General features: G+C 66.7%; 18 protein-coding genes. 10 read left to right on the forward strand and 8 right to left on the reverse strand.

Annotated elements, in window-relative coordinates:
* Window positions 1–1,335 (reverse strand): phenylacetate--CoA ligase family protein, encoded by a 1,335-nt coding sequence (locus tag AC0IZS_RS17550; protein ID WP_471636780.1) that lies wholly within the window; start codon window positions 1,333–1,335, stop codon window positions 1–3.
* 90 nt (window positions 1,336–1,425) lie between these two features.
* On the opposite strand from AC0IZS_RS17550, the gene tsaD reads away from it, so the two are divergent.
* The 6 genes from tsaD (at window position 1,426) to AC0IZS_RS17580 (ending at window position 9,935) form a co-directional block, all read left to right on the forward strand.
* Complete coding sequence (gene tsaD / locus AC0IZS_RS17555) at window positions 1,426–2,478, forward strand: tRNA (adenosine(37)-N6)-threonylcarbamoyltransferase complex transferase subunit TsaD (protein ID WP_471636781.1); 1,053 nt, start codon at window positions 1,426–1,428, stop codon at window positions 2,476–2,478.
* 155 nt (window positions 2,479–2,633) lie between these two features.
* Window positions 2,634–4,196 (forward strand): bluetail domain-containing putative surface protein, encoded by a 1,563-nt coding sequence (locus AC0IZS_RS17560; RefSeq protein ID WP_471636782.1) that lies wholly within the window; start codon window positions 2,634–2,636, stop codon window positions 4,194–4,196.
* Window positions 4,197–4,305: 109 nt separating this feature from the next.
* Window positions 4,306–5,958, forward strand: coding sequence for a bluetail domain-containing putative surface protein (locus AC0IZS_RS17565; RefSeq protein WP_471636783.1), 1,653 nt, complete (start codon window positions 4,306–4,308; stop codon window positions 5,956–5,958).
* 100 nt (window positions 5,959–6,058) lie between these two features.
* Window positions 6,059–7,681, forward strand: a complete 1,623-nt coding sequence (locus AC0IZS_RS17570) for a bluetail domain-containing putative surface protein (RefSeq protein WP_471636784.1) — start codon at window positions 6,059–6,061, stop codon at window positions 7,679–7,681.
* 111 nt (window positions 7,682–7,792) lie between these two features.
* Window positions 7,793–9,370: a bluetail domain-containing putative surface protein gene (locus AC0IZS_RS17575; RefSeq protein WP_471636785.1), complete on the forward strand. Its 1,578-nt coding sequence runs from the start codon at window positions 7,793–7,795 to the stop codon at window positions 9,368–9,370.
* 64 nt (window positions 9,371–9,434) lie between these two features.
* On the forward strand, window positions 9,435–9,935 hold the full coding sequence (locus AC0IZS_RS17580) for a hypothetical protein (RefSeq protein WP_471636786.1): 501 nt from the start codon (window positions 9,435–9,437) through the stop codon (window positions 9,933–9,935).
* A 963-nt stretch (window positions 9,936–10,898) separates the two neighbouring features.
* On the opposite strand, the gene AC0IZS_RS17585 is transcribed toward AC0IZS_RS17580, so the two are convergent.
* Genes AC0IZS_RS17585 through AC0IZS_RS17610 form a run of 6 tightly spaced genes read right to left on the reverse strand, consistent with a single transcriptional unit; the run spans window position 10,899 to window position 16,875 of the window.
* The gene (locus tag AC0IZS_RS17585) at window positions 10,899–12,350 is read right to left on the reverse strand and encodes an aldehyde dehydrogenase (protein WP_179684053.1); all 1,452 of its coding nucleotides are present in this window, start codon (window positions 12,348–12,350) and stop codon (window positions 10,899–10,901) included.
* A 49-nt stretch (window positions 12,351–12,399) separates the two neighbouring features.
* The gene (locus AC0IZS_RS17590) at window positions 12,400–13,110 is read right to left on the reverse strand and encodes an ABC transporter ATP-binding protein (protein WP_471636787.1); all 711 of its coding nucleotides are present in this window, start codon (window positions 13,108–13,110) and stop codon (window positions 12,400–12,402) included.
* Complete coding sequence (locus AC0IZS_RS17595) at window positions 13,107–13,871, reverse strand: ABC transporter ATP-binding protein (protein WP_471636788.1); 765 nt, start codon at window positions 13,869–13,871, stop codon at window positions 13,107–13,109. The genes AC0IZS_RS17590 and AC0IZS_RS17595 overlap by 4 nt, the downstream gene beginning before the upstream one ends.
* Window positions 13,864–14,802 carry a branched-chain amino acid ABC transporter permease gene (locus AC0IZS_RS17600; protein ID WP_471636789.1) on the reverse strand — a complete coding sequence of 313 codons (939 nt, stop codon included), beginning with the start codon at window positions 14,800–14,802 and terminating at the stop codon, window positions 13,864–13,866. Before AC0IZS_RS17600 ends, AC0IZS_RS17595 begins: the two co-directional genes overlap by 8 nt.
* Window positions 14,799–15,677: a branched-chain amino acid ABC transporter permease gene (locus tag AC0IZS_RS17605; RefSeq protein ID WP_436133803.1), complete on the reverse strand. Its 879-nt coding sequence runs from the start codon at window positions 15,675–15,677 to the stop codon at window positions 14,799–14,801. The genes AC0IZS_RS17600 and AC0IZS_RS17605 overlap by 4 nt, the downstream gene beginning before the upstream one ends.
* A 4-nt stretch (window positions 15,678–15,681) precedes the next feature.
* On the reverse strand, window positions 15,682–16,875 hold the full coding sequence (locus AC0IZS_RS17610; RefSeq protein ID WP_471636790.1) for an amino acid ABC transporter substrate-binding protein: 1,194 nt from the start codon (window positions 16,873–16,875) through the stop codon (window positions 15,682–15,684).
* 217 nt (window positions 16,876–17,092) lie between these two features.
* Between AC0IZS_RS17610 and AC0IZS_RS17615 the strand changes: the two genes are divergently transcribed.
* The 4 genes from AC0IZS_RS17615 (at window position 17,093) to AC0IZS_RS17630 (ending at window position 20,143) form a co-directional block, all read left to right on the forward strand.
* Window positions 17,093–18,073, forward strand: coding sequence for an AraC-like ligand-binding domain-containing protein (locus AC0IZS_RS17615; protein ID WP_471636791.1), 981 nt, complete (start codon window positions 17,093–17,095; stop codon window positions 18,071–18,073).
* Window positions 18,074–18,383: 310 nt separating this feature from the next.
* Window positions 18,384–18,833, forward strand: coding sequence for a PaaI family thioesterase (locus tag AC0IZS_RS17620; RefSeq protein WP_471636792.1), 450 nt, complete (start codon window positions 18,384–18,386; stop codon window positions 18,831–18,833).
* Between the two features lie 68 nt (window positions 18,834–18,901).
* The gene (locus tag AC0IZS_RS17625) at window positions 18,902–19,747 is read left to right on the forward strand and encodes an IclR family transcriptional regulator (protein WP_471636793.1); all 846 of its coding nucleotides are present in this window, start codon (window positions 18,902–18,904) and stop codon (window positions 19,745–19,747) included.
* Between the two features lie 66 nt (window positions 19,748–19,813).
* Complete coding sequence (locus AC0IZS_RS17630) at window positions 19,814–20,143, forward strand: hotdog family protein (RefSeq protein ID WP_471636794.1); 330 nt, start codon at window positions 19,814–19,816, stop codon at window positions 20,141–20,143.
* A 43-nt stretch (window positions 20,144–20,186) separates the two neighbouring features.
* Here AC0IZS_RS17630 and AC0IZS_RS17635 read toward each other — a convergent pair whose 3' ends face one another.
* On the reverse strand, window positions 20,187–21,149 hold the full coding sequence (locus AC0IZS_RS17635; protein WP_471636795.1) for a Bug family tripartite tricarboxylate transporter substrate binding protein: 963 nt from the start codon (window positions 21,147–21,149) through the stop codon (window positions 20,187–20,189).
* Window positions 21,150–21,176: the final 27 nt, after the last annotated feature.

Consider the following 21,176-nt stretch of genomic DNA (forward strand, 5'->3'; position numbering starts at 1 on the left):
CTAGGGTTTCGGTTCGAAGGCGCGGTCCACGCGCTCGAACTCCTCGCGCTTGCGCCCTGTCGGCCAGTCGATGCGGGCCAGGTGCTCCACGCGCAGCGGCAGGTCGGCCAGGCCATTGGCGGCGAACACCGCGCGCACGGCGGCGTGTTCGTCTGCGCTCAATGCGCGCGGCGCCTCGATCTCCAGTTGCAGCGTGCCATCGGCGTACTGGCGCATGCGAAACGCGCGGATGGGTTCGATGCTGCCCAGCTCATCGCCCAGAAAGGGCATGGGCAGGGGGCCCTTGCCGGTCTGCACCTGGTGCCGCGTGCGGCCCCCCATGCGTGCGATCACGGGCAGGGCCATGCCGCAGCTGCACGGCCCACCCCACTCGGCGATATCGCCCAGCTCGTAGCGGATGATGGGCATGGCAAAGCTGTGCAGGCTGGTCACCAGCACCCGGCCCGGCACGCCCACGGGGCAGGGCCGGCCTTCACCATCCACGATCTCCATCAGCGTGGTGGCGCCCAGCAGGTGCAGGTGATCGTGTTCGGGGCACTGCAGCGCGATCCAGCCGGTTTCCTCGCACGAATAGCGGTCGATGATCTTCGCGCCAAAGGCCTGCAGGCACAGCGCCCGCTGGCCGGGCGTGACCCGCTCGGACTGCGAGATCACCTGCCGGATGGGCAACTGCACGCCGCGTGCCAGCGCCATGCGCGCCAGCTCGGCCGCGGCGAATGGGCTGCACTTGAGGTAGTCGGGCCGGTGCGCGAGCAGCCAGTCCAGGTGCGAATCCATGCCGTGCTGCGTGATGTTGCGCACCACGCAGGGGCCGCGCAGGCCCAGTGCGGCGTACATGTCGCCCCAGCTGTCGCGCGTGCCGTCGGTGAGGCCGGTGCCCAGCACGGCGATCTTGCGCGCCGCATCCCGCTGGTGCCACTGGGCCTCCATCCACGAGATGGCGGCATACAGAGGCGAGTACATTGCCGCGACCTTTTCCACGCGCACGGGTTCGCCGGTGGAGCCCGAGGTGACGGACGTGGCGATGCCGGCCTCCTCCAGGCCGGGCCAGCGCGCGCGCGCATCGACAAAGTGCGTCTGCAGGTCCGCGCGGGTGAGCAGCGGCAGGCGTTCGAGCACCGCCCCGGGTGACCTCTCGGTGGGCCAGCCGGCCGCCTCAAGCCGCTGGCGCCAGAAGGGCGAATGCTGGTGGGCGTGGCGCATCAGCGTGTGCAACTGGCGCTGTTGCAGGGCCTGGTATTCGGCGGGTGCCACGCGCTCCCAGGCGCGCACCTGCTGGGCCAGGAGCAGCATCTGGGCCAGCTGGGGCGAATGGAAGTGGAGGGCGTCGGCCATGGAAGCGAAAAGGCGGGGCATGCCAGCAATGCGTGGGGTTGTCCGATTGTGGCGCCTCGCGGCCAGTGCGAGCGCTCTACACTTGAGGCCATGACGTTGCTGATACTGGGTATTGAATCTTCCTGCGATGAAACCGGCGTGGCCCTGGTGGAAACGCGGGTGGACGGCCAGGTACCCGCATTGCTTTCCCACGCGCTGCACAGCCAGATCGAAATGCACCAGGCCTATGGCGGTGTGGTGCCCGAGCTGGCCAGCCGCGACCACATCCGCCGCGTGCTGCCCCTGGCCAGCCAGGTGCTGGCCGAATCCGGCAAGAGCCTGGCCGATGTGGATGTGGTGGCCTACACCCGCGGCCCGGGCCTGGCCGGTGCGCTGCTGGTGGGCGCAGGTGTGGCCTGTGCCCTGGGCGCAGCACTGGGCAAGCCGGTGCTGGGCGTGCACCACCTGGAGGGGCATCTGCTCTCGCCCTTCCTGAGCGCCGACCCACCCGAGTTCCCCTTCGTGGCCTTGCTGGTGTCCGGCGGCCACACCCAGCTCATGCGCGTGGACGGCGTGGGCCGCTACGAGATCCTGGGCGAAACCATCGACGACGCAGCTGGCGAGGCCTTCGACAAGTCGGCCAAGCTCATGGGCCTGGGCTACCCTGGCGGCCCCGCGCTGTCGAAGCTGGCGGAGCAGGGCGATGCCACGGCCTTCAAGCTGCCGCGTCCGCTGCTGCACAGCGGCGACCTCGATTTCTCGTTCGCGGGGCTCAAGACCGCCGTGCTCACCCAGGCGAAGAAGCTCGGCGACGAACTCGAACCCCGCAAGGCCGACCTGGCCGCCAGCACCGAAGCCGCCATCGTCGAGGTGCTGGTGAAGAAGACGCTCGCCGCCTTGAAGCAGACCGGCATGAAGCGCGTGGTGGTGGCCGGCGGCGTGGGCGCCAATCGCCACCTGCGCAAGCAGCTCAACGAAGCCTGCGCCAAAAACAAGGTGCGCGTGCACTACCCCGAGCTGCACCTGTGCACCGACAACGGCGCCATGATCGCCATGGCCGCCGCGATGCGCCTCGAATCGGGGCAGCAGCAGGCCTCGGCCGAGTACGCGTTTGACGTGAAGCCTCGCTGGCCGCTGGATTCGATCACGGCGGCCGCCGCCTGAGCGCGTGCCGGCAGCCAGCGCTGCCGGACCATCCAAGGCCGGCACACGGCTGCGCGACAGGTTGCAAAATGTTTTTTTGTGACGACTGACACACGGTCCTGCCTGGCTTGCACCTACGCTTCGCGCATCTCTGTTGCATTGGAGTGGAGTTCGCAATGCCTGCCACCATCTTTCCTGTATACGACCCCGTTGTCGTGTTGAACCGTGCGTTCAACAACCAGGCCCCATCGAATACGGTATTCAAAAGCCAGGTGGCTGCTGCAGGCACGACGGCCCAGAGCAACATGGCTTTTGCATTCCAGTACGGCGCAGGTTTCCAGGACCTGAGCGAAGATGCCTTGGCAAGCAAGCTGCTGGGGAACATGGGGGCGCTGCCCAATGCCAGCCTGCAGACCGCCCTGAAAGACTATCTGGTGGCTGTGGGCAAGGCCAATGTGGGCATCGTTGCCCTGCAACTGGGACAGATCCTGTCGGGCCTGGAATACGCCACAGGCGACTGGGCCATCTACAAGGCCGCTGCGGCGGCATGGAACAGCGAATTGACGGGGTCGTACAACTACTCGGCCAACCCTGCCAACACCTTCCCCTCGCATGTCGGTCCCATCGATATGCCCGGTACGACCTTGTCGCTGACTGTTGGTGATGACGTCGTTTCCTCTTCACAGACCACCAGCCGTGACGACACCATCCTGGCCAACACGCCGGGCTTCTTGGCCAGCGCCGACGTGGTCGATGGCGGCCGTGGCGTCGACACCCTGAAGGCGACGCTGGCAGCTGCAGCGGTGGTATCGCCCACACTCACCAACATTGAAACGGTCATCATCACCGCGGGCGCCGGGGCCGAATTCAGCGCTGCGGGCGCGACCGGCCTGGCGGAACTGTGGGTTGACGCCGCCGCAGGCGCCGCCACGTTCTCCAGCGTGAACCTGGCAACTGCCGTCGGCATCCAGAACTCCGGCGCAGGCGGTGCCCTGACCGTGAAGTTTGCGGGTGCGGCGGGCACTGCCGACACGGCCAATGTCGTGTTCGCGGATGCCACAGGGGGCGACGAAATCATCGTTGCAGGGGTCGAAACCCTGAAGGTGCAGAGCATGCCAGGCAGTGTGGCAGCGACCACCACCAACCAGGTCCGCATCACCGCCGATCAGGCGGAAAAGATCACCATCTTCGGCGGCCAGGCCCTGACCACCACCGTGACGGGGGCCAAGCTGTCCGTGATCGATGCATCGCCAATGTTCATGGCGGCGCTGGACCTGACGCTTGCCGGCACCCAGGGTGTTTCCATCGCCCTGAACGCCCAGGCCGCACACAAGGTCGCCCTGGGGGCTGGTGCCGATACGGTGTCCATTGCCAGCCTGGCGGGCATGGTGGCCAAGAACATGGACATAAGCACCGCGGCCACGCTGGACGCGTCGGCCATCCAGGTGACCGGCTTCGTGAGCGGCACGGACATGCTCCAACTGGCCAGCTCCAACCCTGCGACCAAGGCCGCGCCGGGCAGCGGCGAGCTGGCCAGCATCGCGGCCTCCTCCTCGCTGCTGGCCGCCGCGACCTTGGCGGCCACTACGGGCGGCGCCAACAAGGCGATTGCTTTCCGCTACGGTGCCGACACCTACATCCTGGTGAACGATGGCGCTGCGGCACTGGGGGAGAACGACAGCCTGGTGAAGCTGACTGGCGTGACCGCGCTGGCCGATGCGTCGTGGGCGGCGGCCTGATGCGCAGCCCTGCGGAGTGCCCCGAGGCCTCATCCTTCTGGCCAGGCCGCCGGCCTGCCGAGGCATGCCCAGCCTTGCCCCCCCCTCATTGACTGAATACGAGTTCGATATGCCAACACAAATTACCGACGTCCAGGCCGGCGTGACCATGCTGAACCGTGCCTTCAATGACACATCGCCTTCCCAAGCCGCCTACTACAACATGGTCGAGGCTGCCGGCTCGTCTGGAATCCTCCATTTCGCGACGCTGTACGGCGCGAACTACACAGGTCTTGCCGAAGCCCAGCTGTCCACCCAGCTCCTGAGAAATCTCGGCCTGCTGCCCAATTCCGGCCTGCAAGCGGCAGTGGCGGATTACCTGGTCTCCGTAGGCAAGGGCAATGTGGGCATCGTCGCATTGCAACTGGGACAGATCCTCTCGGGCCTGGAAAACGCCACGGGCGATCAGGCCCTCTACGGAGCAGCAGCGGCGCGATGGAACAGGGAGGTGGCCAGGTCGCACGACAAATCCAGCATCCCATCGAATACCGTCCCATCCGGCCCGGCGCCTTCCATTCCGGTGAATGCCGGTAAAACGTTCTCATTGACGGACGGAGACGACGTTCTGCCAGGCACCGGGCGTGGCGATCTCTTTCTGGCTGCCCGCCCCGGGCAGTTGGGATCTGGCGATGTGATTGGTGGGGGCGGGCCCAGGCAGGGGGATGTGTTGACGGCCACGCTGGCGGCGGGCGAAAGGATCGCCCCTGTGCTGCAGCACATTGACAAGGTTTTCATCACGGCTGCCGATGCGGCCTACTTCAACGCTGAGCGTTCCACAGGAATTGTCCAACTGTGGAGAGAAGCCGCCGCTGGCTCCTTGGCATTCGATGGTGTGAACCTCGCGACGACGGTGGGCATCAAGGACTCCCTTGCAGGCGGACCGCTGAGCGTGGGTTTCGCCGAGGTGGGTGGCGCGTTCGACTCCGCCAACATCCTGCTGGCCGATGCCACCGGGGCCGATGAGGTCATCGTGACCGGCGTCGAATATCTCTATGTCACGAGCGAGGCAGGTACCGTGGCATCCACCACCGTGAACCAGGCCAACATCACCGCAGACTCGGCCGAGGAGATCGTGATCACCGGAAGTCAGAGGCTGAAGACCACCGTGACCGGCACCCACATCGCCACGATCGACGCTTCCGGGCTCGCGGGCTCACTGGAGCTGACCTTCTCCACCTCCGGCACCGGCTTTGTGGGGTTTTTCGGGGGCCGGTCGGGTGACCAGATTCGCATCGACGATGCCTCCGGCGCAAGGTTGGTCCTCGTCGCTGGCGATGGGGCCGACACGGTCACCATCGGCGCATACAACGCTCACATTTTCACCCTGGGCAGCGGTGCCGACACGCTCCACATCGGCGGCCTGGCGGGCGCCGCAGCCCGGGACCTGAACACCAGCACCTCACAGGCGCTCGGCTGGTCGGCCATCTGGGTGACCGACTTCGAGAACGGTGTCGACACGGTCCGTCTGACCGCTGCCAGCACCACGGTCAAGGCGGCCCTCGGTGAAGCGCAACTGGCCAGCATCTCGGCATCGGCATCCTTGCTGGATGCAGCGGCCCTGGCCGCCACCGCAGCCGGGGCCCACAAGGCCGTCGCCTTCCGCTACGGTGCCGACACCTACATCCTCGTGAACGACAGCACCGCTGCATTGGGTGCCAACGACAGCCTGGTCAAGCTCGCCGGCGTGACCGCGCTGGGCGATGCGTCGTGGACGGTGGCCTGATCGGCGCATGAAGCATCCCCCGTTCTGCCACCCACCCATTGTCTGAACCAAAGAGATCGATATGCCCGCACATATTTCCGGCGTCCCCGCAGATATCATCATGCTGAACCGTGCGTTCAATGACGTATCGCCTTCCTACAATGTCTACACCAACATGGTGGCGGCTGCCGCTGCCGGTTCGTCCGGCGTCACCAGTTTTTCACTGCAATTTGGCGCTGGCTATGTGGGTTTGTCTGAAGACTCACTGTCCACCAAACTGCTGGGCAATCTGGGCCTGCTGTCCAATGCAGGCCTGCAAACGGCGGTGAAGGATTACCTGGTCTCCGTGGGCAAGGCCAATGTGGGCATCGTTGCGCTGCAAATTGGGCAGATCCTGTCGGGGCTGGAGAACGCAACGGGCGACCTGGCCATCTACGGGGCGGCTGCGGCAAGGTGGAACCTGGAGGTGGCCACTTCGCATGCCTACTCCAGCAACCCCGCCAATCAGTCCCCCGCTTCGGGAGGACCGGGATGGTCGGTAGGTACGGGTGTCACCTTGTCCCTGACAAATGGAGACGACACTGTGACAGGGACCGTCTATGACGACATATTCCTTGCTCCCACGCCCGGCATGCTGGGGTCGTCAGATGTGGTCAATGGCGCAGGCGAGGGATTTGGTGGCGATGCGCTGAAGGCCGTGCTGGGGGTTGGAGAGTCGGTTGCCCCCTCGCTGCAGAGCATTGAACACGTATTCATCACGGCGGGTGACGGGTCCCGCTTCAGCGTTGACCGCTCCACCGGCATCGAGCAGCTATGGCGAGAGGCTGCTGCAGGCTCTGCGGCCTTCACCGGCGTGCACCTGGCGACCACGGTGGGCATCCAGAACTCCCTTGCCGGCGGCGCACTGACCATCGACTTCGCGGGTGCATCCGGTGCCTTCGACTCCGGCAAGATCGTGCTGGCCGATGCCACAGGAGACGATGCCATCATCGCGAATGCCGTCGAGAGCCTGACCATCATCAGCAAGGCGGGCACCGTGGCATCCACTACAACGAACCAGGCCAGGATCACTGCCAATGCCGCACAGGAGATCGTGATCGGCGGCGAACAGGGCCTGACCACCACGGTGACAGGCGCGCGCATAGGAACGATCGACGCATCGGGCCTCTCGGGCGCTCTGAACCTGGGCTTTGCCACCACCGGCACGGGTGCCGTGGGGATCATGGGTGGCAGGGCCGGCGACACCTTGACCATCAACGATGCGTCTGGCGCGCGGCTGATCATCGCCTCGGGCGATGGTGGCGACACGGTCACCATCGGGGCCTCCAATGCGCACATCGTCACCCTGGGCGGCGGTGCCGACACGCTCCAAATCGGCGGGCTGGCGGGCGCCGCAGCCCGGGATCTGGACACCAGCACCTCCGAGGCGCTGGGTTGGTCGGCGATCAGGGTGACCGACTTCGAGAGCGGTGTCGACACGGTCCGTCTGACCGCTGCCAGCACCACGGTCAAGGCGGCCCTCGGTGAAGCGCAACTGGCCAGCATCTCGGCATCGGCATCCTTGCTGGATGCAGCGGCCCTGGCCGCCACCACGGCCGGGGCCCACAAGGCCGTCGCCTTCCGCTACGGTGCCGACACCTACATCCTGGTCAACGATGCTGCCGCCGCCCTGGGCCCCAACGACAGCCTCATCAAGCTCAGCGGTGTGACCGCGCTGGCCGATGCTTCGTGGAATTCGGCCTGACGGACCTTCAACGCCACTATGGCCTTGCCATGTCGCCATGTGGTTGCCTCCATCTGACCCGCGGGACTTCGCCTTGTCCCTTTCGCATGTTTGCCTACCCAGGAGTTTTTGATGGCTCAGAATTTTCTCGATGATCCTCACGTCGTCACGACCATACTGAGCCAGGTATTCAATGACCAGCCGCCTACTTACGCGGTGTACAACAACCAGGCCGCAATGGTTGCGTCGACAGGCATCAACGCCTTTGCTTTGTCATATGGCGCCTCTTATGGTGCTTTGACGGAGGACCAGTTGTCCACGAAGCTGCTTGTCAACCTTGGCGTGCTACCCAATGCAGGCCTGCAGGGCGCGCTGCGGGACTATCTGGTGTCCGTGGGCAAGGGCAGCGTGGGCATCGTGGCCCTGCAACTGGGCCAGATACTCTCGGGGCTGGAGCACGCCACGGGCGATCAGGCGGCGTTCAGGGCCGCCGCTGTGGCCTGGAACAAGGAACTGGTGGATTCCTACAATTACTCCAACAACCCTGCCAACAGCGGACCTGGAGGGTGGATTGACCTGCCTGTCGTCACAGGCGTTACCATTTCGCTGACATCCGGCGACGATTTGGTATCGCCCACGGGCTCGGAAGGCAGGTTCAGGACCACGGTCAACAACGACACCATCGTGGCAAATACCGCTGGCGTCCTCTCGACAACCGACCAGATCGATGGTGCTGGGGGTGTCGACACCTTGAAAGCCACGCTGGCTACGGGGAGCACCGTGGTACCAATGCTGCGCAGCATCGAAAAAATCTTCATCACGGCTGGAGCCGGTGCAGCATTCAGTGCCGCTCATGCAATCGGAGTGCAGGAGCTATGGGCCCAGGCCGCAGATGGCCCCGCCACGTTTTCTGGTTTGAGCCTGGCCACCCTGGTCGGGATCCAGAACTCCACCGCAGGTGACGCCTTGACCTTGAACTTCATCGGCGCCGCCGGCCCCATGGATGCAGCCACCATCGTGCTGGCCGATGCCACCGGCAATGACGAAGTCATTCTGGCGAATATCGAACACCTCACTGTGAGAAGCATAGGCGGCGCCGCAGCCGCTACCACGGTCAACGCAGCCAGGATAAGCGCTGCCGATGCGGAAAAAATCGTCATCCTGGGTGACCAGGCGTTGACGACTACCGTGGACGGTGCCCGTGTGTCCATGATCGATGCGTCGGCATTCAACTCGGCACTGGACCTGAAGCTCGTGGGCACTGGAGGCGTGGCCATTGCCGCCAATGCACAGGCGCACCACAAGATCGCGCTGGGTGCCGGGCACGACCTGGTGACCATCGCCGGCCTGGCAGGCGCTGGGGCCAGGGACATCAACCTCGGCACTGCGGCCACGCTGGCCGCGTCGGCCATCGAGGTGAGGGACTTTGCGAGTGGCACCGATGTGATTCGGCTGACTGGCGCTGCCTCAACGGCCAAGGCCGCGCCTGGCGATGCGCAGCTGGCCAGCATCGCGGCAGCGTCCTCGTTGCTGGACGCAACGACCCTGGCCGCCACCACGGCCGGGGCCCACAAGGCCGTCGCCTTCCGCTACGGTGCCGACACCTACATCCTCGTGAACGACAGCACCGCCGCCCTGGGCGCCAATGACAGCCTCATCAAGCTCAGCGGTATGGTGGCGCTGGACGATGCTTCGTGGGCCGTGGCCTGAGGAGCGTGCTGGCCTGGCCCTGCGTCTTGCGCGATCTTTCCTTGTGATGCCCTGAGCCTCTTCCATGACCCATACCCTTTTCGATGATCCCCAGGTCGTCACCACGGTCCTGAACCGGGCGTTCAACGACCAATCGCCTTCGTACACGACTTTCAACAACCAGGTGGCGATGGCCGCGTCGATGGGCGCTGGTGCATTTGCCCTGGCGTTTGGTGCCAGCTTCGTTGGCCTGTCGGAGGACCAGCTGTCCACCCATCTCCTGGGCAACCTGGGGGTTCTGCCCAACGCGGGTCTGCAGGCGGCCGTGCGGGACTACCTGGTGCTCGTGGGCAAGGCCAATGTGGGCGTGGTGGCGCTGCAACTGGGGCAGATCCTGTCGGGGCTGGAGTATCACGGCTCGGGGGATCAGGCTGTGTTCCAGGCTGCAGCCGTGGCGTGGAACAGGGAATTGGCGGATTCATACGCCTACTCCAGCAATCCCGATGCCTTGGTTGCCTTTCCCGCCGGGAGCAGCGATTTCATGGGTGTCAGCTTGGTAGGGGTGCTTGCTGGCGGTGGGGGATAGCCTGTTGCCGGTTTGTTGTCTGTTTGTTGTCTGTTTGTTGTCTGTGGTTGCTGCTTGCCTTGGCTGAGTGCGGGAGGCCGGGATGTGCGCCCGGCGGCGCAGTAACTTTCTCTTGGCCGCCAAGAGAAAGTCACCAAAGAGAAGGCGGCCCCCAGTCTGCGACCCCCATCGCCCTGTCGGGCGATGGGGGCAACCTGCGATGCTCGGGCCTGGGGTGGTGCCGATGAACTCGCTGCGTTCTTCGAACTCCGCTCAAACAGCATCGGCAAGCCAGACCACGAAGCGTGTGTGTCCTTCGGCACACACGCCCACCCCAGCCCCTGCGCTTCTCGGCGCAGCCAGCAGGGGTGGGGAGCGGGGACAAACACGGCTGCTGCTTCGCAGCTGCGCCTGGGGTCGGTTCGCGCTGTGCGCTGCCGACGGTGCGGGCGCAGCCGCCCTGTCCAGGCCAAGCGCAGCGAGGCAGTTGGGGCCGAGCGAAGCAATGGCCCGTATGGAGCCCGCTCCCACCCCCTTCTGACCGTGCCGAGAAGCGCAGGGCCTGGGGTGAGCGCGTGCCGAAGGACACGCGCCTCGTCATCTGGCTCGCCGAAGCTGTCTGACCGGAGCTGCCTCGCAGAGGCAGCGCAGGGAGTTCTTCGGCGTCACCCCAGGACCGAGCATCGCAGGCTGCCCCCTCGTACGCAGTACGAGGGGGACACGGGCAGCGGGGTCGCCTTTCTTTGGGGTACGTTTCTTTGGCGACGCAAAGAAAGGTACCTCGGCCGCCGGGCCGAGACCCGGCTCCCGCCCGCAACATAGGCATGAGGTCTAACAGAAGCACTGCGCCGCCGGGCGCACACCCCGGCCTCCGCCTTCACTCAGGCACGCAGCAACCACAGGCAACGAGCCCCAGCACGGGAGCGGGCCGAGACCCGGCCTCCGCCCTCCACACAGTCACCGCAGCAACCATGCAAAGAAGGCTCAGAACGGATAGTGCCGCGCCGTAGTCTGCACCGTAATCCAGCGCAGCTCCGTAAACTCCCGCACCCCCGCCATCCCCCCAAACCGCCCCCACCCAGAATTCTTCACCCCGCCAAACGGCATCTGCCCCTCGTCATGCACCGTAGGCCCGTTGACATGGCAGATCCCCGATTCGATGCGCGCAGCCACGTTCCAGGCGCGGGCGATGTCGCGGCCGAAGACGGCGGCGGACAGGCCGAACTCGTTGTCGTTGGCGCAGGCAATCGCTTCCTCCACGCCGTTCACGCGCACGATGGGCTTGAGCGGGCCGAAGGACTCCTCGCGGTAGATGTCCATCTCGGGCGTCACGTGGTCAATGATGGTGGCGGCCATCAGCGTGTTCTCGCTCTTGCCGCCGCAGACCAGCTTGGCGCCCTTGGCCAGGGCGTCGTCGATCAGCGCGTTGCAGCGCTGCACGGTGGCCATGTCCACCACCGAGCCGAGCACCACCGGGCCCTTGCGCGGGTCGCCCAGCGGCAGGGCCTGCGCGCGCGCCGCGAAGCGGGCCACGAAGTCGTTGGCGATGGAGGCGTCCACGACGATGCGCTCGGTGGACATGCAGATCTGGCCCGAGTTGGCGAAAGAGCCGAACACGGCGGCGTCCACCGCAGCGTCCACGTCCGCGTCGTCCAGCACCACCAGAGGGGCCTTGCCGCCGAGCTCCAGCACCGTGGGCTTGAGGTACTTGGCGCAGGTCTGCGCGACGATGCGCCCGACCTTGGTCGAGCCCGTGAAGTTCACGCGGCGCACGGCCGGGTGGGCCACGATGGCCTCGACCACCGCACCGGCGTCGGCCGGCGCATTGGTCACGAAGTTCACCACGCCCGGGGGCAGGCCGGCCTCTTGCAGCGCTTCGATGATCAGGCCGTGCGTGGCGGGGCTCAGTTCCGAGCCCTTGAGGATTACGGTGTTGCCGCAGGCCAGCGGTGTGGCGATGGCGCGCACACCGAGGATGATGGGGGCATTCCACGGCGCGATGCCCAGCACCACGCCTGCGGCCTGCCGCACGCCCATGGCCAGGCTGCCGGGCACGTCCGACGGGATCACCTCGCCCGCGATCTGCGTGGTCAGGGCCGCGGCCTCCTGCAGCAGGCCCGCAGCCAGGTGTACGTTGAAGCCGGCCCACAGGCCCGAGGCGCCGGTCTCGGCGGCCATGGCGGCGGCGAATGCCTCGCCCTTGGCTTCGAGCGCATGCGCGGCCTTGAGCAGCAGGGCACGGCGCGCATTGGGGCCCAGGGCCGACCAGGCGGGGAAGGCCTTGGCCGCGGCATCGGCGGCGGCCTTGGCGTCGGCCACGGTGGCGGCAGGTGCCGTGGTGGCCACGGACCCGTCGAGCGGGTTGCGGCGCTCGAAGGTGGCGCCGCCGGCGGCCTGCACGCGCTCGCCGTTGATCAGCATGGAAATGGCAGTCATGGAACAAGTCTCCTGGACAACAAGGAAAGAAAAAACAAGGAAAAAGAGATCAGGCTACCCCGAGATACGCTTGGCGAACCGCGTCCGATTGCAACAAAGTGGATGCGTCGCCGGACGCCACGATGCGCCCGCGCTCCAGCACATAGCCGCGCTGCGCCACCTGCAGCGCCTTGCGCACGTTCTGCTCCACCATGAGCACCGTGACGCCCTGCGCCGCGATGCGCTGCACGATGGCCAGCAGCTCGTCCACCATGCGCGGCGCCAAGCCCAACGAGGGCTCGTCCAGCATCAACAGGCGCGGCCCGCTCATCATGGCGCGGGCCACGGCCACCATTTGCTGCTCGCCGCCGCTCATGGTGCCCGCCAGTTGCTGCGCACGCTCCTTGAGGCGCGGAAAGTCCTCGAAGGCCTGGGCCAGGCGCACGGCGCGCATGCGCGAAGGCACCAGCCAGCCGCCGAGCTCCAGGTTCTCGGTCACCGTCATCTGCGGAAACAGCTGGCGGCCCTCGGCCACCAGGGCCAGGCCGCGCTGCACGCAGGCCGTGGCATTCATCGCGGGCACCGGCTGGCCGTCGAGCTGCACCGTGCCCTGGCGCGGCAGCAGGCCGGCCAGCGCCTTGAGCAGCGTGGTCTTGCCCGCGCCGTTGGGGCCGACGATGACCGTGATGCCGGGCTGGGCCTCCAGCGACAGGTCCTGCAGCACCTGAAAGCCGTTGTATCCCGTGGTCAGGCCCTGTACCGTGAGGTGTGCGCCGCTCATGCCGTGGCTCCTTCGGGCGTTGCCGGTGTGCCCATCTCATCGCCCAGATAGGCCTCGATCACCTCCGGGTTGCGCACCACCTCGGCGGGCGTGCCGTCGGCGATCTTGCGACCCTGGTGCAGCACCAGCACGCGCTCCACGTACTTGAGCAGGGTGGTCACCGCATGCTCGATCCACACCACCGTCAGCCCCCAGTCATCGCGCAGGCGGCGGATGCGCTGGGCCATGGCGTCGACCTCGGCCTCGGTCAGGCCGGCGGCCACCTCGTCGAGCAGCAAGAGGCGCGGGCGCGTGCCCAGGGCCATGCCGATCTCCAGCAGGCGCTGCTGCGAAGGGGTCACGTCGGCGGCAGGGCGCTCGGCCAGGGCCGACAGGCCCAGCATGGCCAGGATCTCGTCCTCATTGCGCAGGCCCACAGGGCCCTGGCGGTGGCGGCCCGCGAACTGCATGCCGAAGCGCACGTTGTCGCGCACCGTCATGTCCGGGAATACGCGCGGCGTCTGGAAGGTGCGCGCGATGCCATGGGCCGCATAGTGGTGCGGCCCCTTGCCGGTCAGGTTGTCGGCCCCGCAGTGCAATGTGCCCGAGGTGGGGGGCTGCACCCCCGAGATGGCGTTGAAGAAGGTGGTCTTGCCCGCACCGTTGGGCCCGATGATGCCGATGAGCTCGCCGGCATGCAGCGTGGCGCTCACGCCGTCCACGGCGGTCAGCCCGCCAAAGCGCACGGTGACGGCGTCGATGGTCAACAGTGCCTCAGACATGGCCGGCCTCCGTTGCAGGCGTGGCCGCCCGCTTGCGCTGCCACAGCGTGGCCAGTCCGTTGGGCAGGTACATCACGCACAGGATGAGCAGCAGGCCCAGCACCATCATGTAGCCATAGGGCAGCTGCAGGCGCAGCGTCTCGGCCAGCAGGCTGAAGACGATGGCCGCCAGCACCGGGCCGCCAATGCTGGCCGCGCCGCCGATCAGCGCGATCAGCACCGTCTGGAAGCCGATGAAGGGGCTGAACACGGCCGCCGGCTCGATGTAGGTCCAGCGCACGGCCATGGCCGCGCCCACGGCGCCCGCAAATGCTGCCGTGATGCCGAAGCCCGCGATCTTGGCCAGGCGCGTATCCACGCCCAGGGTCTGGGCGCGCTGCTCGTCGGCGCCGATGCCTGCAAGCGCCAGGCCAAAGCGGCTGCGCTTCACCGCAATCGACGTGGCAATGGCCGCCGCCGCGATCAGCAGCACCGTGAGGTACACCGTCTCGTTGCTGGGCACCACGGTGAGCACGCGGCCCACCGTGCCCGAGACCTGCTTTTCGACAAAGGTCACGGCGTGGCGGATCAGCTCCGTCATGCCGAAGGTGAGCACCGCGAAATAGGTGCCGCGCAGGTGCAGCACGGCCGCGCCCATCACGATGGCCACCACCGCCGCGATGAGCGCACCGGCCAGTATCACCAGCGGCCAGGGCAGCACGTTGAGCAGCGTGGCGCTGGCATACGCCCCGATGCCGAAGAAGGCCGACGTGGCCAGCGACAGGTAGCGCGTGGCACCGCAGAACAGCGACCAGCTGGTCGCCAGCGCGATGTACATCAGGCAACTGAGCAGCACCGAGGCCATGAACTCGGACACCAGCCAGGGCAGGGTGCCGACCACGGCCGTGCCCGCGGCGAGCGCGAGCCAGGGCTTGTTGGAATGGAACGTCATTTTTTGCTAAAGAGCCCGTTGGGGCGCCAGATGAGGACACCGATGAACACCGCATAGCTCAGCAGCATCTTGAGAGACGGGCTGCTGAAGTGCATGCCCAGGGCTTCGACCACACCGAGCAGCAGGCCGCCGGCCAGGCTACCCGCCAGGCTGCCGAAGCCGCCCAGCGTGATCACGATCAGCGCCGTCACGGTGTAGGGCTCGCCCATCGAGGGGGAGATCTCGTAGGTCATCGACAGCAGGGCCCCCGCCACGCCCGAGAGGCCCAGGCCAATGCCGAACATCATCGGGTGCAGTCGCCGGGTGTTGATGCCCACCAGCTGTGCCCCGGTGGGCGACTGCATCAGCGCCCGCACGGCCTTGCCCAGCAGCGTGAGCTTGAGCAGCGCGATCAGCGCGGCCGACAGCGCCAGCGCCACGCCGAACAGCACCAGCTTGTTCTCGGTGAAGCGCATGCCTGCGATCTGCACCGGGTCGGCCAAGTACTCGTAGCCGCGCAGATCGCCGCCCCAGATCAGCAGGGCCGTGTTCTGCACCAGGAACATCAGGCCGAAGCCCACCATCAGGCTGCGTGCCTCGAACACGTCCACGTTCGGCGCGCGCGCCGCCAGGCGCTTGAAGCACAGTGCATGCACCGCCACGCCCAGCACGAACAGCGCGATGAAGGCCAGCGGCATCAGCGCCAGCGGCGACCAGCCCCAGGCGGTGTGCGCCCACCAGGTCAGAAAGGCGCCGAGCATCAGGAACTCGCCATGCGAGATGTTCATGATGCGCATCAGCCCGTATTGCAGGTTCAGGCCCATGGCCACCAGCGCATAGATGCCGCCGGTAATCAGGCCACTGGCGACCAGTTCGGCCCAGGAAGTCAAAGACACTTTGTTATTTCCAAACGGGTTTAGCCGTGTTGAGCTGCGCCGTGGCGCGGTCCTTGGGCCACACCACCTCGAAGTCGCTGCCCTGCCACTGGCTCACGGTGCCGGGGATGGATGCGTTCTCGCTGCCCGCAAAGCGGATGCCGCCCAGGATGGTCTTGAACTCGTTCTTGGCGATGTGTTCGCGCAGCGCCTTGCGGTCCAGGCCCACCTTCTCCACGGCCTGCTGCAGGATCTGCAGGCCCGCCCAGGCATGGCCACTGGCCCAGCGGTCGGGCTCCTTGCTGAACTTCTTCACATGGGCGTCGAAGTAGGCCTTGGCCTCGGGGCTGGTCTTCACGCTCCACGAGCCCATGCCGATCACCCCCTCGGTGTTGGCCTGCATCACGTTCTTGTACAGCTGGAATGCTGTACCGACGGAGGCGTAGAAGAACTTGGGGTTCAGCCCCACCTCGCGCGCCTGGCGGCTGGCCAGGATGGTGTCGGGCGGGTAGGTGATGCCGATGAAGGCGTCGGGGTTCAAATCCTTGATGCCGCGCAGCACGGGCGCCAGGTCCTTCACGCCCAGGGGGTAGCTCTTCCTCTCCACCACCTGGATGCTGGTCTTCTTGAGCGCGCTGTTCAGCGCCGCGAAGTTTTCCAGGCCGAACAGATCGTCCATGTAGACGATGGCGATCGATTTCACGCCGTTGGCCACCAGCATGTCCACCAGCGCGCCCATCATCTTGTCGGGCTGTTGCAAGAGCGAGAAGAAGTACGGCAGGTTCATGTCGATCAGCTTGCGCGACAGCGCCGTGGGCGCCAGCAGCGGGTAGCCAAAGCGGTTGGCCAGCGGTGCGATGGCGAAGTTGGCGCCCGAGCCCCAGGGCGGCAGGATCAGGTCCACCTTGTCGCTGCCCATGAGCTTTTCGAAGGTGCGTACGCAGGTCTCGGTCTCGCTGCGGTCGTCGTAGCCGATGAGCTCGATGGGGCGCTTCGCGCCCTTGATGGCCAGGCCGCCCGCCGCGTTCACCTGCTCGGCCCAGAGCAGGTAGTTGGGCTCCTGGCTGACCTGGGCGCCTGCCGCCCAGGGGCCCGTGCGGGCGATGGCGTAGCCCACGCGCACGGGGCCGGACTGGGCCAGCAGGTGCGGGGCGACCGACATGGCACCCACGGTGGCGGCCACGCCCTTGATCCATTGGCGTTTGGATTGTTGAACCATTTTCGTGTCTCCTGGAATGGGCGGCGCGCATGGTGCGGGCCGTTGACCGATCGTAGGCAGGAGGGCTTTGGGGCGCTGCGCTGAGCGTGCACAAAACACTGGTCCCAGCGTGCACGGCGCAGCGGGTTTACCCGGATTTCCGTGCTGCGCCGGGGAATAGGCCTGCGCCGGATAATCCGGGCATACCGGCGGCGCCAGCCGCTGCACTGGAGACACCATGGCCCACCCCCTGACCGAGGTATCCACCGATACCGTGGCACCGCGCGACCGCCTGCACCTGTGGGGCGACGCGGTGTGGCGGCTCATTGGCGGGCTGGAGTCGGATGCCTTTGGCGACGAGGCCTTTGCCGGCCACATCACCTCGGGCCAGGCCGGCTATGTCAACCTGTGCCAGCTCGACGTGAGCCGCCACCGCGTGGTGCGCACCCCCAGCCTGATCCGCGGCAGCGACCGGGCCTACATCAAGGTGGTGGCGCAGCTCGAAGGGCGCGCCTGCTTCGAGCAGAACGGCCGCCAGGTGTGGCTGTCGCCCGGCGAGTGGAGCGTGTACGACACCACGCGCGCCTATGCCGTAAGCAACCCCGAGGCCGTGCGCCAGATGGTGCTGATGATCCCCAAGGAGCAGATGCCCGAGCGCAAGCTCAAGCTCGACGACCTCATGGTGCAGCGCTTTTCGGGCACCAGTGGTGTTTCGCGCCTGGCCTGGGACACCATGCGCGCCGCCTTCACCGAGCTACCCCGCATGTCCGATGCGGCAGCCGACGGCGTGGCCGACGTGATCACGCACCTGGTTCAGCTGTCGCTGCTCGAGCGCAACGGCCAGCACACTGCCGTGTCGCAGCGCGAGGCCCTGCGCGACCGCATCGGCCAGTACATCGACCGCCACCTGGCGGACCCCGAACTCACCATTGACCGCATCGCGCAGGCGCTCAACTGCAGCCGGCGCCACCTGTACAACGCCATGGCCGACGATGGCGACACGCTGGCTGCCACCATCCAGCAGCGCCGGCTCGAAGCCTGCCTGCGCGAGCTGCGCCACCCGGCGCACGCCCACCGCTCGGTGACGGACATCGCCATCTCCTGGGGCTTTCGCAACAGCGGCCACTTCAGCCGCGTGTTCAAGGCCCACACGGGCTACAGCCCGAGCGAATACCGCGGGCGGGCATCGCTGTCAGCGCCCGCGCTGCACACGCACTGAGCACGTGAACTCGGTCTGAGGGCGCGGCGCAACGCCGTGCGCCGTTGGTGTGTCTGGCCTTTTCTGGGCTTCCGGGGCCTCCATCGGGCTGTTCCCCAGTACCGCGCTGCATTGCTGGCCCGGGACCCCGCGCGCAGCGCCTGCCATCCCCGGCACTTCGTCTTGTTCCGTCAAAAACCTTTCGCCTGGCGCCGTCCGTGGTGCGGGTCGCATCGCGCATGGCGCAATGCCTTCCATTGTTTGTACCTTTGCCATAAAATTGTCTGGAGACAATTGAACGGTGTTTTGTACAAAAAATGGAGTGATCGCCATGACCGATGCGCAGGCAGTACCGGGTGGAGCGCCCCCGTCCCCGGAGGAGGGTGGTTGGAAGGTGCGATCCCTGGCGGGTTTCGCCGGCACGGCAGGGCCGCTGTGGACCCGGCGAGAAGGGGACGGATGGGCCTATGGCTTCCAGATGGCACCGGCGCACCTCAATCCTGCCGGGGTGGTGCATGGCGGTGCGCTGCTCACCCTGGTGGACCATGCGATCAGCACCGTGGCGTGGGAGGCCAGCGGCCGGGTGCCGTGCGTGACGCTGCAGCTGGATTCGCAGTTTCTGACCGCCGTGCGGCAGGGGCAGTTTGCACAGGCGCGGGCGCAGATCACGCACCGCACCCACCAGATGCTCTTCATGCAGGGCAGTGTGGCGGTCGATGGCCAGATGGTCCTGCGGGCGCAGGCGATCATGAAAATGCTGCCTGCGGAGCGACTCGCATGAGGGCCGGCCTCCCTGCACCGGGGACGGCGCGAGGTTCCAGGGGCTTGCCCCAGCAGCCCTGCACTATCATGCAAATTTGGCCCTCGTCCCTTGTCATGCCTCCAAAGCGCACACCGTCGCCCGAGCCGGCGCCGCCGACCCCCCAGAAGCCTGCCGTGCGCGTGCGGCCCGTGCCGGCCGTCAGCCGGTCCATTGCCATCCTGCGCTTCCTCGGAAACGCCAAACAGGGCCTGGGCGTCAAGGCCATTGCCGATGAGTTGGGCCTGGTGCCCAGCACCTGCCTGCACATCCTGCGCGTGCTGGTCAGCGAGGAGCTGGTCAGCGTCGACCCGGCGACCAAGCGCTACTTGCTGGGCAGCGGCATGATCAGCCTGGCCCGCAGCGTGCTGGAGAGCAGCGGCTTTGCGCAGCTCGTGCAGCCCGCGCTCGACCGGCTGGCGTCCACCCGGGGGGTCACGGCCATGGGCGTGGAGATCACACCCAAGCAATCCGTCGTGGTGCTCGCGCTGTCGCGCTCGAACCAGCCGTTTCGCCTGCACACCGACGTGGGCAGCCAGTTCTCCCACCTGGCCAGTGCCACCGGCCGGCTGATCGCCGCCTACAGCGGCGAGAACTGGACCCAGCTGCGCCAGAAGTTCAATGCCACGCAGTGGGACAAGAAGCCCGCCTTCGACACCTGGAAGCGGGAGGTGGAACTGGCCCGGGCGCAGGGCTGGAGCCTGGACCGCGACAACTTCATGAGTGGCCTCACCGTGGTCGCCGTGCCCATTTGCTCGCCTGGCGGAAGCCTCACGCACACCCTGGTGGCGGCCGGCATGTCCAGCCAGCTCAATGCCACCGAAACCACCGAGCTGGCCGCGACGATGCTGCGCGAAGCCCAGGCCATCGGCAACCTGCTGGTGGCGCGGAGCTAGCGCATGGCGTTCGATAGCTCCCCCATTCCCGGCGAAGGTCTCCAGACGGTGCTTCGCACCATTCCCATGCCTGCAGATCTGGGGATCGGTGGGCAGCTCCCCATCGGCTGGGTGCTGGCGCAACTGGACCAGGCAGGTGCCGTGCTGCCGGGTGGTCATTTCAGGCGCAATGTGGCGTTGGTGCAGCTCGATGCCATCAAGGTCGAGGCGATGCCCATGCTTGGGGATTTCGTCACCTTCCGTGCCCGCCTGCTGGACGCAGATGCCGAGCGCGCCAGGGTGGAGGTGCAGGCCCTGAGAACCTCACGCGGCGCTCAAGGCCCGGAGCAGGAGCAGGTTCTGCGCACCTGCCTTGTGTATGTGCCGCTGCCCGCCGAAGGCGACACGCCCGACTAGCTTTGCGGGCCTCTGGCATGGAGCCCGCGCCGGGCTGTCTGGCTCAATCCACCTTCATGTCGGCCGCCTGGATCACGGGCTGCCACTTCCTGCGCTCGGACAGCGCAAATTCACGCAGCTGGGTGGCAGTGCCGCCCGCCGGCTCAAAGCCCAGCTCCAGCAGCTTGTGCCGCGCTTCGGGGCGCTGCAGCACCTTGTTCATGGCGGCGTTGAGCGTGGCGATCACGGTTGCAGGGGTGTTCCTGGGCGCGTACAAGGCGTTCCAGGCAATCACCTCGAAGCCGGCGTAGCCCTGTTCGTCCATGGTCTTCACGCCCGGCACCAGGCTGCTGGGCTTGCCCGATGTGACGGCAATGGCGCGCACCTTGCCCGCAGCGAGGTGGGGCCTCAAGCCCGTGGGGGTGTCCACGATCACCGGCAACTGCCCGCCCAGCACATCGGTCATCGCAGTGCCCGAGCCCTTGTAGGGCACGCCAAACACCGGTGCCCCCGAGCGCTGCTTGAGCAGCTCCACCACCAGGCGCGCACTGGTGCTGGGCATGGCAATGTCGGCGGACCGCGTGCTGCGGGTGGCCGCGTCCACCAGCTCCTTCGGGGTGTGAAAGGGCGACTGGCTGTTGACGGCCACGACCATGGGAAAGGTGCCCACCAGGACAATGGGCTCGAAGTCCCGCTCCGCATCGAACGGCACGCGCGCATACAGGTACTGGTTGAGCGCATGGGTGGCATTGGTTCCCATGGTCAGGGTGTAGCCGTCGGGCGCGGCCTGGGCCGCGATCTCCGTGCCCAGGTTGCCTCCGGCGCCCGGCCGGTTGTCGATCACGATGGCCTGCCCCAGGTCCCGGGACATCTGCTCGGCCAGGTACCTGGTGGCGATGTCCGTGCCCTGCCCGGCAGGGTAGGCCACGATGATCTTGATCGGCTTGGCGGGGTAGGTCTGGGCGCCCACCGGTGCCGGGCTCGCCATGGCACAGGCGGCCGCCATCACTGCAGCAATCAGTCGCATTGTTGTCTCCTTGTGTATTCTTGATCG

The organism is Acidovorax sp. AC410 (assembly GCF_979253235.1).

Bases quoted from the DNA above. Each gene is read 5' to 3' on its own strand.
- AC0IZS_RS17635 (WP_471636795.1), bottom strand. From the start codon at position 21,149: ATGCGACTGATTGCTGCAGTGATGGCGGCCGCCTGTGCCATGGCGAGC.
- AC0IZS_RS17595 (WP_471636788.1), bottom strand. From the start codon at position 13,871: ATGTCTGAGGCACTGTTGACCATCGACGCCGTCACCGTGCGCTTTGGC.
- AC0IZS_RS17590 (WP_471636787.1), bottom strand. From the start codon at position 13,110: ATGAGCGGCGCACACCTCACGGTACAGGGCCTGACCACGGGATACAAC.
- AC0IZS_RS17575 (WP_471636785.1), top strand. From the start codon at position 7,793: ATGGCTCAGAATTTTCTCGATGATCCTCACGTCGTCACGACCATACTG.
- AC0IZS_RS17550 (WP_471636780.1), bottom strand. From the start codon at position 1,335: ATGGCCGACGCCCTCCACTTCCATTCGCCCCAGCTGGCCCAGATGCTG.
- tsaD (WP_471636781.1), top strand. From the start codon at position 1,426: ATGACGTTGCTGATACTGGGTATTGAATCTTCCTGCGATGAAACCGGC.
- AC0IZS_RS17570 (WP_471636784.1), top strand. From the start codon at position 6,059: ATGCTGAACCGTGCGTTCAATGACGTATCGCCTTCCTACAATGTCTAC.
- AC0IZS_RS17565 (WP_471636783.1), top strand. From the start codon at position 4,306: ATGCCAACACAAATTACCGACGTCCAGGCCGGCGTGACCATGCTGAAC.
- AC0IZS_RS17630 (WP_471636794.1), top strand. From the start codon at position 19,814: ATGCCTGCAGATCTGGGGATCGGTGGGCAGCTCCCCATCGGCTGGGTG.
- AC0IZS_RS17560 (WP_471636782.1), top strand. From the start codon at position 2,634: ATGCCTGCCACCATCTTTCCTGTATACGACCCCGTTGTCGTGTTGAAC.
- AC0IZS_RS17610 (WP_471636790.1), bottom strand. From the start codon at position 16,875: ATGGTTCAACAATCCAAACGCCAATGGATCAAGGGCGTGGCCGCCACC.
- AC0IZS_RS17620 (WP_471636792.1), top strand. From the start codon at position 18,384: ATGACCGATGCGCAGGCAGTACCGGGTGGAGCGCCCCCGTCCCCGGAG.
- AC0IZS_RS17615 (WP_471636791.1), top strand. From the start codon at position 17,093: ATGGCCCACCCCCTGACCGAGGTATCCACCGATACCGTGGCACCGCGC.
- AC0IZS_RS17625 (WP_471636793.1), top strand. From the start codon at position 18,902: ATGCAAATTTGGCCCTCGTCCCTTGTCATGCCTCCAAAGCGCACACCG.
- AC0IZS_RS17580 (WP_471636786.1), top strand. From the start codon at position 9,435: ATGACCCATACCCTTTTCGATGATCCCCAGGTCGTCACCACGGTCCTG.
- AC0IZS_RS17585 (WP_179684053.1), bottom strand. From the start codon at position 12,350: ATGACTGCCATTTCCATGCTGATCAACGGCGAGCGCGTGCAGGCCGCC.
- AC0IZS_RS17600 (WP_471636789.1), bottom strand. From the start codon at position 14,802: ATGACGTTCCATTCCAACAAGCCCTGGCTCGCGCTCGCCGCGGGCACG.